This window comes from Streptomyces sp. NPDC091377, from assembly GCF_044757045.1.
In the GTDB taxonomy this organism is placed as follows: Bacteria; Actinomycetota; Actinomycetes; order Streptomycetales; family Streptomycetaceae; genus Streptomyces.
The window spans coordinates 673,927-686,927 of sequence record NZ_JBIVUE010000003.1 but is presented as its reverse complement, the minus strand read 5'-3'; the positions used below and the strand labels follow the sequence as shown (position 1 = coordinate 686,927).

Sequence of the window (13,001 nt, the reverse complement as noted above, 5' to 3'; positions counted from 1 at the left end):
ACCACCACACCATCACCCACCACCACCAACGCACCCGCATCCACCCCCACCCACCCACCAAACAAATCCAACACCGAACCCACACCACCACCACCATCCACCACAACACCCTCAACCCCCGCACCACTCCACTCGACCAGTACGCGCTGGCGCTGCTGCTCGTCGAGCACCCGCACCTCACGCAGAGCGGTGTCAGCTCCGCCGTCGAGCGTCGCGGCCAGGGCGGAGACGACGTTCTCGATGGCGGTGCACAGCATCAGACCGACCGCTTGCGGGTCCAGTACGTCCAGCGTCTGCACGCTCAGGCTCAGACCGGCGGCATCCTGGTCATTGACCGAGACGACCAGCGGATAGTTGGTGCGCTCCTCCATGAAGACCGTCTGAATACCCTGGACCGACGCCGCCCGCTCCTGCTCGTCTCCAGCGGGAGCGCGGGTGGCGCCCGCGGTGTGCCGGTAGTTGAACAGGGAGGAGAAGAGAGGGGTGTTCCCCGGGACTCCGCTGGCCTGCTGTGCGACGGCCAGGGGTGCGTGCTCGTGCTCCAGCAGGGCCGCCAACTGGTCCCGCATCCCCTCCACCGCGGCCCGCACCCCGACCGGACCCGTCCGCACACGAACCGGCAAGGTGTTGATGAACGGACCCAGCACCCGGTCAGCACCCTCACCCGCGTTCATCCGCCCGAACAACACCGTCCCGAACACCACATCATCCCGACCCGCCAACGACGCCAACACCCGTGCCCACACCACATGCAACACCGTGGCCGTACTGACCCCCAACTGCCGGGCCACCGAGCGCAAGGCACCAGCGACCTCGTCGGCGACGGGCAGCATCTGTGCGCGCAGCCCACTGCCGTCACCGCGCACGTCCAGCAGTCCGTACGGTGCCGTCGGCTCGGTCACATCACCCAGCAACCCGGCGAAGAACCGCTCATGCTCCGCCCTGGGCACCGACCGCGTCTGCGCCACGAAGTTCCGGAACGGCAGCGCCGGGGCCAACCGCTCCACGTCACCGGTGAGAACCGTCCGCAGCTCCTGCAACACCACGTCCATGCCCATGTGGTCTTCGATCATGTGATGCATCCGCAGCAGCCCGAGCAACCGGCCCTCGCCGACCGTCGCCACATGCAGATCCATCAGCGGGGCGCGACGCAGGTCCATCACCGATCCGACTGTACGCACCAGAGCGTCCACGCGAAGCGCGGGATCGGTAACCTCCGCGTCCAGGACATGCTCGACCACCGGGAGAACCGCTCGCCGCCACACCGCCTGGACGGGCTCCCGCAGGCCCTCCCACACCACACCGGTCCGGTAGATGTCGTGCCGGTCCACGACCTGCTGAAGCGCGCTCGCGAACTCCTCCATCCGGGCTCGCGAGTCAAACTCGACCACGCGCACCGTCACATAGGCGTCCTGGCCGCCGCCTGCCATGAGGTGATGGAAGAGCATGCCCTCCTGCAAGGGCGCGAGCGGGTACACGTCCGCGACATTCGCCGCACCGCCTTCCACGGTTCCGACCACCCGGTCGATCTCGGCCTGCTCCAGCTCCACCAGCGGCAGCATCTCCGGCGTGATCCGCTCGGCCCCGGCCGGGATCAAGTTCTCCGGCACCTCCACCGACGGGGCGCCGGCCGCACGGGCGAGCCCCGCCGGAGTCGGCGACGCGAACAGTGCCCGCACGGACACGGAGACACCTCGGCTCCGCAACCGCTCGACCAGTGAGACCGCGAGGAGCGAATGTCCGCCGAGCTGGAAGAAGTTGTCGTCGACCCCGACCGCGTCCAGGCCCAGCACTTCGGCGAAGACCGCGCACAGGACTTCCTCCTGCACGGTGACCGGGGCACGGCCCGAACCGCCGGCGTACTCGGGCGCGGGCAGGGCCCTGTGGTCCAGCTTCCCGTTGGCGGTCAGCGGCAGCTCATCCAGCGTCACGAACGCCGTCGGCACCATGTACTCCGGCAGCCGCGACGCCACCAGCTCCCGCAGGCCGTCGACCGCCTGGTCCTCCGGCACCACGTAGGCCACCAGAACATCTTCGCGAGCCACCACCGCGACCTGGGCGACCTGCGCGTGGCTCAGCAGGACGGCCTCGATCTCACCGGGTTCGACCCGGAACCCGCGCACCTTGACCTGCTGATCCGCCCGCCCCGCGAACACCAACTGCCCATCCGCAGTCCACCGCGCCAGGTCACCCGTCCGATACATCCGCCGCCCCGCATCGAACGGAGACGCCACGAACCGCTCACCCGTCAACCCCGGACGATTCACATACCCCCGCGCCAGCCCGACACCGGCCACATACAACTCACCCGTCACACCCACCGGCACCGGCTCAAGCGCCTCGTCCAACACATACACCCGCGTGTTGGCGATCGGCCGACCGAACGGCACCGGACCCGAACGACCACCATCCACCTCCCCGATCGCCGAGATCACCGTGCTCTCCGTCGGCCCATACGCATGCACCAACCGACGACCCACAGACCAATCCCGCGCCACCACCTCACTGACCGCCTCAGAACCCACCACCATCGGACCCACATGCGCCAGATCCCCAGGCTCCAGAACCCCGAGGAGCGACGGCACCACACTGGCCGCCCGGACACCCGCCAGCTCCGCCAGCCGACGAGGCTCCTCCCGCTGCCCCTCACTCGCAATCCACAGCGCAGAACCTGACGACAACGCCACAGCGACGTCCAGCACGGACGCGTCGAAGCTGAACGACGCGAACTGCAACACACCCACACCCGGACCCGCACCCATCACCGGCCCGAACACCGACACCAGATTCGCCAACGAAGCATGCGAGACCGCCACACCCTTCGGCGTCCCCGTCGAACCCGACGTATAGATCACATACGCCAGATCACCGGCAACAGCAGGCGCGGAAGACGGCTCACCCGGCTGGTCCAACTCCTCCGGACCCACCACCACACCCACACCCGCATCCGCAAGCATGAAATCGATACGGTCACCCGGCAACGCGGTGTCGATCGGCAGATACGCAGCCCCCGCCTTCCACACACCCAGAATCCCCGTCACCATCCCAGCGCCACGCGGCAGCTTCAGGCCCACCACAGACTCCGGCCCAACGCCCTGCCCCCGCAGATAGTGCGCCAGCCGATTCGCCGCCGCGTCCAGATCGCCGTACGACAGCTCAGCACCCTCACTCACCACCGCCACCGCACGAGGAGCCTCGGCCACCCGCCGCTCGAACAACTCGACAACAGTGCCGTCGACACCCTCGGCAGCCGTGTCGTTCCAGTCGACGAGTACGCGTTGACGCTCCTGCTCGTCGACGATGACCACATCGCGCAACGCGGTTTCCAAACCGCCGTCCAGGGCGACGGTGAGTGCGGCGACCGTGTTCTCGACCGCGGTGCACAGCAACCTGCCCACGGCCTCCGGGTCGAGTACATCCACGCTCTGCACGCCCAGGCTCAGACCGCCCGCCCCACGGTCGTTGACCGACACCACCAGCGGATAGTTCGTCCGCTCCTCCATGAAAACGGTCTGGATACCCTGCACCGACTCCGGCTGGTCCTCTCCTTCACCGGCAGGGTCTCGGGGGGCTTCGGTGATGTGCCGGTAGTTGAAGAGTGAGGTGAAGAGAGGGATGTTCCCTACGATCCCGCTGGCCTGCTGTGCGACGGCCAGGGGTGCGTGCTCGTGCTCCAGCAGCGCCGCCAACTGGTCCCGCATCCCCTCCACCGCCACCCGCACCCCGACCGGACCCGTCCGCACACGAACCGGCAAGGTGTTGATGAACGGACCCAGCACCCGGTCAGCACCCTCACCAGCATTCATCCGCCCGAACAACACCGTCCCGAACACCACATCATCCCGACCCGCCAACGACGCCAACACCCGCGCCCACACCACATGCAACACCGTGGCAGCACTCACCCCCAACCGCCGCGACACCTCCCGCAACCCCGCGACCACCTCATCACCCACCGACACCACACCCGACACCACACCACTGCCATCACCCCGCACATCCAACAACCCATAAGGCGCCGTCGGCTCACTCACATCACCCAGCAACCCCGCGAAGAACCGCTCATGCTCCACCCTCGGCACCGACCGCGTCTGCGCCACAAAGTTCCGGAACGGCAACGCCGGAGCCAACCGCTCCACCCGCCCCGTCAAAACCGCCCGCAACTCCTGCAACACCACATCCATACCCAAGTGGTCCTGCACCAGATGATGCATCCGCACCAACCCCAGCCAACGACCCTCCACCACCTCCGCCACATGCAGATCCATCAACGGCGCACGCCTCAGATCCATCACCGACCCACCGGCACGCGTGAGCGCATCCACCCACTGCTCGGGCTCCGTCGCCCCGGCCGGCAGATCGAGTACGTGCTCGACCACGGGAAGCACTACCTGTCGCCACACCACCTGGACCGGCTCCCGCAGGCCCTCCCACACCACACCGGTCCGGTAGATGTCATGCCGGTCCACCACCTGCTGCAACGCACCCGCGAACTCATCCAGCCGAGCCCGCGACTCGAACTCCACGACCCGCACGGTGAGGTAGATGTCCGCCCCATCACCTGCCATGAGGTGGTGAAAGAGCATGCCCTCCTGCAGGGGCGCGAGCGGGTACACGTCCGCGACGTTCGTGACGCCGCCGTCGACGGAGGCCACCACCTGGTCGATCTCGGCCTGCTCCAGCTCCACCAGCGGCAGCATCTCCGGGGTGATGTGCTCAGCGTCCGCCGGAATCAGGTTCTCCGGTACCTCCACCGACCCGACCGCAGCCGCCCGCGCCATCCCCGCCGGAGTCGGCGCCTCGAACAACGCCCGCACCGACACCGACACACCCCGACCCCGCAACCGCTCCACCAACGACACCGCCAACAGCGAATGCCCACCGAGCCGGAAGAAGTCGTCCGCCACTCCGACCGACTCCAGGCCCAGTACCTCGGCGAAGACCGTGCACACGATCTCTTCCTGCACAGTGACCGGGGCCCTGCCCGCACCCGTGCTGTACTCCGGCTCCGGAAGCGCCCGGCGGTCCAACTTCCCGTTGGCGGTCAGCGGCAGCTCGTCCAGCGTCACGAATGCCGCCGGCACCATGTACTCCGGTAGCCGCGACGCCACCAGCTCCCGCAGCCCCTCCACGTCCTGGACCGACGGCACGGCATACGCCACCAAGACACCCTCGCGCGCCACCACAGCAACCTGGGTGACATCCGGGTGGGTCAGCAGAACGGTCTCGATCTCACCCGGCTCGATACGGAACCCGCGCACCTTCACCTGATCATCGGCACGACCACCGAACACCAACTGCCCATCAGCAGTCCACCGCGCCAGGTCACCCGTCCGGTACATCCGCCGCCCCGCATCGAACGGAGACGCCACAAACCGCTCACCCGTCAACCCCGGACGATTCACATACCCGCGCGCCAGCCCAGCCCCGGCCACATACAACTCACCCGTCACACCCACCGGCACCGGCTCAAGACCGTCATCCAGCACATACACCCGAGTGTTGGCGATCGGCCGACCGAACGGCACCGGACCCGAACGCGCACCATCCACCTCCCCGATCGCCGAGATCACCGTGCTCTCCGTCGGCCCATACGCATGCACCAACCGACGACCCACAGACCAATCCCGCGCCACCGCCTCACTGACCGCCTCAGAACCCACCACCATCGGCCCCACATGCCCCAGATCCCCAGGCTCCAGCACACCCAGCAACGACGGCACCACACTCGCGGAACCGACCCCCACCAACTCCGCCAACCGACGAGGCTCCTCCCGCTGCTCTTCACTCGCGATCCACAGCGCAGAACCCGACGACAACGCCACAGCGACGTCCAGCACGGACGCGTCGAAACTGAACGACGCGAACTGCAACACACCCACACCCGGACCCGCACCCATCACCGGCCCGAACACCGACACCAGATTCGCCAGCGAAGCATGCGAGACCGCCACACCCTTCGGCGTGCCCGTCGAACCCGACGTGTAGATGACGTACGCCAGATCACCCGCAACACCCGGCGCAGAAGCAGACTCACCCGGCTGGTCCAACTCCTCCGGACTGACCACCACACCCACACCCGCATCCGCGAGCATGAAATCGATGCGGTCACCCGGCAGCCCGGTGTCGATCGGCAGATACGCAGCCCCCGCCTTCCACACACCCAAAATCCCCGTCACCATCTGCGGACCACGCGGCAACCTCAGGCCCACAACTGACTCCGGCCCAACGCCCTGCCCCCGCAGATAGTGCGCCAGCCGATTCGCCGCCGCATCCAGATCGCCGTACGACAACTCAGCACCCTCGCTGACCACCGCCACCGCACCCGGAGCCTCAGCAACCCACCGCTCGAACAACTCGACAACAGTGCCCTCGGCACCCTCGGCAGCCGTGTCGTTCCACCGCTCCAGCACCGCTTCACGCTCGCCGGCGTCCAGCACATCCACGGCGCGCAGGCGGATGTCAGGTACCGAGGTCACCGCTTCCAGAACCCGCAGCCACCGCTGAACCATCACCTCGGCCGAACCCACGTCGAACAGATCCGCCGACCCGATCAACGCACCCCGCAGCCCTGCGGGGCGGCGATCCTCGTCGAACTGCTCGCCGACAACCAGCTCAAGGTCGAACTTGGCCGGAACCAACACGGGTTCGCTGAGGCCCTGTCCGCCAGGGGCCGCACGCATGCCGGCCAGGCCCCCCAGCTCACCTTGCTCAACGTTCTGAAGGGTGAACATGACCTGGAACAGCGGGTGGCGTGCAAGGGACCGTTCCGGGGCCAGTTCCTCCACCAGCCGCTCGAACGGCACATCCTGGTGGGCGAACGCCTCAAGGCTCGCCTCTCGGACCCGGCCCAGCACCTCACGGAACTCCGGATCGCCGGAGAGATCGTTCCGGATGACCAGGGTGTTGACGAAGAACCCCACCAGGTCGTCCAGCGCCTCATCCGTACGGCCGGCGGTGGCTGAGCCGATCGGAATGTCGGTTCCGGCGCCGATGCGGGTCAACGTGACCGCGAGCGCGGCTTGCAGCACCATGAACACCGTGACGCCTTCGGTCCGCGCCAGATCCACGAGCCCTTGATGCAGTTCGGCGGGGACCGTCATCGCTACTCGGTGTCCCAGATGACCGGCTACTGCCGGACGTGCGTGGTCCACGGGCAGCGCGAGTTCCTCCGGCGCCCCGGCGAGAGCATCCCGCCAGTACTCCACCTGCGTGGACAGCAGGCTCTCCGGGTCGGACTCCTCCCCCAGCAGCTCCCGCTGCCAGACGGCGTAGTCGGCGTACTGCACCGGCAACGGCTCGAACACCGGCGCCGCGCCCCGCAGCCGTGCCGCATACGCCGTGGAAAGGTCACGCCCCAGAGGCCCCATCGACCAGCCGTCCCCGGCGATGTGGTGCATCACCACCACAAGCACCTGCTCATCAGAACCGGACTCGAACAGCCATGCACGGAAAGGCAGTTCGGACGAGAGATCGAAGGCATACCGCGAGGCATGCCCCACCGCATCGGCCATACTCTCGCGGGCGACCTGGGACACCTCCAGCGCCCAGTCCAGCTCCTCCACATCCAGCACCCGCTGATACGGCTCGCCCTCCACCGCCGCGAACACCGTCCGCAACGACTCATGCCGCCCGATCACATCCAGCAAAGCCGAGTTGAGCACAGCGGCATCGACACCAGTGACCCTGATCGGTACAGCGAGGTTGTACGTGGGGCTGGGCCCCTCCAACTGGCTCAGGAACCACAGCCGTCGCTGCGCGAAGGACAACGGCATCCGCTCCGGACGCTCCGCGACCGCCCGCAACGGCGTACGAGCCCGGCCGCCGCCCTCGGCCATGCGGGCCGCCAGTCCCGCCACCGTCGGCGCCTCGAACAGTGCCCGGACCTCGACCTCCACACCCAGCACCACGCGGATCCGCGATGTCAGGCGGACCGCCAGCAGGGAATGCCCGCCGAGCTGGAAGAAACTGTCGTCGACCCCGACCGTATCCACGCCCAGCACCTCGGCGAAGACCGCGCACAGGATCTCCTCCTGGACGGTGACCGGGCGCCGTCCCTCGCCTACCCGGTACTCCGGTGCGGGCAGCGCCTTGCGGTCGAGCTTTCCGTTCACCGTCAGTGGCAGCTCATCAAGCGGCACGAATGCCGCCGGCACCATGTACTCCGGCAACCGCGACGCCACCAGCCCACGCAACCCGTCCACGTCCTGGACCGACGGCACGACATACGCCACCAGCACCTCACCACGGACGACGACAGCAGCCTGAGTCACCTCCGCATCCGCCAGCAGTACAGCTTCCACCTCACCGGGCTCGACCCGGAACCCACGCACCTTCACCTGATCATCGGCACGACCACCGAAGACCAACCGCCCGTCCGCAGTCCACCGCGCCAGGTCACCGGTCCGGTACATCCGCCGCCCCGCATCGAACGGAGACGCCACAAACCGCTCACCGGTCAGCCCCGGACGATTCACATAGCCACGGGCCAGCCCCGCGCCCGCGACATACAGCTCACCCGTCACACCCACCGGCACCGGCTCAAGCGCCTCATCCAGCACATACACCCGCGTGTTGAGGTTCGGCCGACCGATCGACGGCTCATCACCCGGAGCCAGCGGATCCGACATCGACGCACACACCGTCACCTCCGTCGGACCATACGCATTCACCAGACGACGCCCCGCACCCCACCGCTCCACCAACCCCGCATCCAATGCCTCACCCGCCGACACCAACGTCGTCACCGACCCGAGATCCCCGTCCTCCAACGCCCCCAGCACCGCAGGCGGCAACGTCACATGCGACACCCCATGACGCGCCACCACACCCGCCACACCACCACCCGAATCCAGCTCCTCCACCGAACCCACCACCAACACCCCACCCGCACACAACGTCACCCACACCTCAGAAACCGCCGCATCGAACCCCACCGACGCGAACTGCAACACCCGAGCATCCGGGCTCACCGCAAACCGCTCACCCTGAACCACCACCAGATTCACCAGCCCCGCATGCGAGACCGCCACACCCTTCGGCACCCCCGTCGAACCCGACGTATAAACCACATACGCCAGATCACCCACGACACCCGGCGCAGAAGCAGACTCACCCGGCTGATCCAGCTCCTCCGGACCCACCACCACACCCACACCCGCATCCGCGAGCATGAAATCAACCCGCTCACCCGGCAGCCCGGTGTCGATCGGCAGATACGCAGCCCCCGCCTTCCACACACCCAAAATCCCGGTCACCATCCCGGCGCCACGCGGCAACCTCAAACCGACCACCGACTCCGGCCCAACACCCTGCCCCCGCAGATAATGCGCCAGCCGATTCGCCGCCGCATCCAACTCCCCGTACGACAGCTCACCGTCCCCACTCACCACCGCCACCGCACCCGGAGCCTCAGCCACCCACCCCTCGAACAGCTCCACCACCGAAGCCGCCGGCACCACCGCCGCCGTGTCATTCCACTCGCCGAGCATCCGGTCGCGTTCAGCGGCGTCGAGCATGCCGATCGACGTCAGCCGTGTCTCCGGGGTCGCGGTCGTCGTGTCCAGCACCCGCGTGAACCAGTCGGCGAACCTGGCGGCAGTCGGCTCGTCGAAGAGGTCCGCCGACACCGTGAGCACTCCCCGCAGACCGGCCGGACGGCCGTCCCTGTCGAACAGCTCGCCCACCATCACGTCCACGTCACCCTTGACCGTGGTGACCACGGCGGAGTCGGTCGCCGGGATCGAACCGGTCCGTACTCCGGGCAGGTCCAGTTCCGCCCGCTCGACGTTCTGCAAGGTGAGGACCACCTGGAACAGCGGGTGGCGGGACATCGACCGCTCGGGGGCAAGTTCCTCCACCAGGCGTTCGAAGGGCACGTCCTGATGGGTGAACGCGCCGAGGCTCGCCTCCCGCACCCGGCCCAATACCTCACGGAACTCCGGATCCCCGGACAGGTCCGTCCGGATCACCAGCGTATTGACGAAGAACCCGACCAGATCGTCCAGCGCCTCATCCGTACGACCGGCGACGCCGCAACCGATCGGCACGTCGGTGCCCGCGCCCAGCCTGGACAGGGTGGTCGCCAGGGCGGCCTGGAGGACCATGAAGGGCGTCGCGCCCTCGGCCCGTGCCAGCTCCGCGACACGCTGGTGCACCTCGGCCGGCACCCGGAGGGGCACCCGGTACCCCATGTGGCTCGCGACAGCCGGACGCGGTCGGACCACGGGCAGCGCGAGTTCCTCCGGCGCCCCGGCGAGAGCGTCCCGCCAGTACTCCACCTGCGTGGACAGCAGGCTCTCCGGGTCGGACTCCTCCCCCAGCAGCTCCCGCTGCCAGACGGCGTAGTCGGCGTACTGCACCGGCAACGGCTCGAACACCGGCGCCGCGCCCCGCAGCCGTGCCGCATACGCGGCGGAAAGGTCACGCCCCAGAGGCCCCATCGACCAGCCGTCCCCGGCGATGTGGTGCATCACCACCACAAGCACCTGCTCATCAGAACCGGACTCGAACAGCCATGCACGGAAAGGCAGTTCGGACGAGAGATCGAAGGCATACCGCGAGGCATGCCCCACCGCATCGGCCATACTCTCGCGGGCGACCTGGGACACCTCCAGCGCCCAGTCCAGCTCCTCCACATCCAGCACCCGCTGATACGGCTCGCCCTCCACCGCCGCGAACACCGTCCGCAACGACTCGTGCCGCCCGATCACATCGAGCAACGCCGCTCCCAGTGCCCCCGCGTCCGCCCCGCTCAACCGCACCGGAACCGCGATGTTGTACGCGGGACCCGACCCCTCCAACTGTGTGAGGAACCAGAGCCGCCGCTGAGCGAACGACAGGGGTACCCGCTCCGGCCGCTCGGCCACGGCCCGCAGCGGCGTCCGGACCTCCCCGGCGCTCCCGGTCAGCCGGGCCGCCAGTCCCGCCACTGTCGGCGCCTCGAACAACGCCCGGACCTCGACCTCCACACCCAGCACCACACGGACCCGTGAGATCAGCCGGACCGCCAGCAGGGAATGCCCGCCGAGCTGGAAGAAGCTGTCGTCCACTCCCACGGACTCGACGCCCAGTACGTCCGCGAAGATCGCGCAGAGCATCTCTTCCTGGAGGGTGGCGGGGCCGCGGCCCCCGCCGGTGGTGTACTCGGGCGCGGGCAGGGCCCTGCGGTCCAGCTTCCCGTTGGCGGTCAGCGGCAGCTCATCCAGCGCCACCACGGCCGCCGGGACCATGTACCCCGGGACCCGCCCGGCCACAAAGGCCCGCAGGCCGTCACGGTCGACGGTGCGGGTGGCTCCGTCGGCGGGCACGACGTAGGCCACGAGCCGCTTGTCACCGGGGGTGTCCTCGCGGGCCACCACGGCTGTCCTGGCCACGTCCGGATGGGCGAGGAGGGCGGCTTCGATCTCACCGGGCTCGATTCGGAAGCCTCGGATCTTCACCTGGTCGTCGGCGCGCCCCACGAACAGCAACTGTCCGTCGGGCGTCCACTTCGCCAGGTCCCCGGACCGGTACATCCGCTCACCGGAGTCCCCGAAGGGGCAGGCGATGAAGCGCTCGGCCGTCAGCTCGGGACGGCCCACATATCCGCGGGCGACCTGGTCACCGGCCACATACAGCTCGCCGATCACGCCCACCGGCGCGGGGTCGAGCGCATCGTCGAGGACGTACGTCGCCAGACCGGGCAGCCCGCGTCCGACGAGGCTGCCGGCCGCCGCCTCGTCGCCGGCGTCGAGCCGCCAGTGCGTGGCATGCACGGTGGTCTCGGTGATCCCGTACATGTTCACCAGGTGTACGCGGGGGCCGCCGTTCTCGCGCGGCCACCAGCTGCGCAGCCTGGCGTGGTCCAGCGCCTCCCCGCCGAACACCATGAGCCGCAGGTCCCGCGGTCCGAACTCGTCCACCGCGAGGAGTTGGTACAGGGCCGACGGTGTCTGGCTGAGGACGGTGACCCGCTCCTCGACCAGCAGCCGGGCGAACTGCTGCGGCGAACGCGACACGTCGAACGGCACCACGACCACACGGGCTCCGTGGACGAGGGCTCCCCACAGCTCCCAGACGGAGAAGTCGAACGCGAACGAGTGGAAGCAGCTCCATACGTCCGACGGCCCGAGTCCGAAGAGACCACGGGTGGAGGCGAACATGCCGACGACATTGCGGTGGCTGACCGCGACGCCCTTGGGGCGCCCCGTCGAGCCGGACGTGTAGATCACGTAGGCGCGGTTGTCGGGGGTGACCGAGCGGGCCACCGGGGTCTCGTCCCGTTGGGCGATCCGGGTCTCGGTGGCGGGGTCGTCCAGGACGGTCAGGTGGACGGCCGGCGGCACATACTCCGCGATCTGCGGGAGCCACGCCGTGGAGGTGATGACGGCCACCGCGCCGGCGTCGGCGAGGACATAGCTCACCCGCTCGGCCGGGTGGCGTGGGTCGATGGGCAGATAGGCCGCTCCGGTCTTGAGAACGGCCAGCAGCGCTACGACAGTCTCCGCGCCGCGGTCCAGCATCACCGCGACCGTCGACTCCGTACCGGCGCCGAGTTCGCGCAGATGGTGTGCGAGGCGGTTCGCGCGCGCGTCGAGCTCCGCGTAGGTCAGCTCCACGCCACCGGCCACCACTGCGATCGCGTCCGGGACCGCCGCCACCTGTCGTTCGACAAGGTCCACGAGGGTCGCGTCGGCGCCTGCCACCGGGACGTGGTCGTTCCACGCGTGCAGGAGTCGGGCACGCTCCTCACCGCCCAGGACGTCGATCGAGCGCAGGTCGGTGTCCGGGCCTCCGTCCAGGGCGACGGTGAGTGCGGTGACCGTGTTCTCGACCGCGGTGCACAGCAACCTGCCCACGGCCTGCGGGTCGAGTACGTCCACGCTCTGCACGCCCAGGCTCAGACCACCGGCCCCACGGTCGTTGACCGACACCACCAGCGGATAGTTCGTCCGCTCCTCGGCGAAGACCGTACGAATCCCCTCGACCGGCTGCTCCTCGCCGGACTCGCCACCGTCCGA

At 68.5% G+C, this 13,001-nt stretch carries 1 protein-coding gene (running past one end of the window); it reads right to left on the bottom strand.

Annotated features, from left to right (window positions below; genetic code table 11):
- Positions 1-13,001: part of an amino acid adenylation domain-containing protein coding region (locus ACIQNG_RS10455; RefSeq protein ID WP_401483851.1), annotated on the bottom strand (this coding region is incomplete at its 3' end). The annotated region continues 4,227 nt past the right edge of the window; the window shows 13,001 of its 17,228 annotated nt.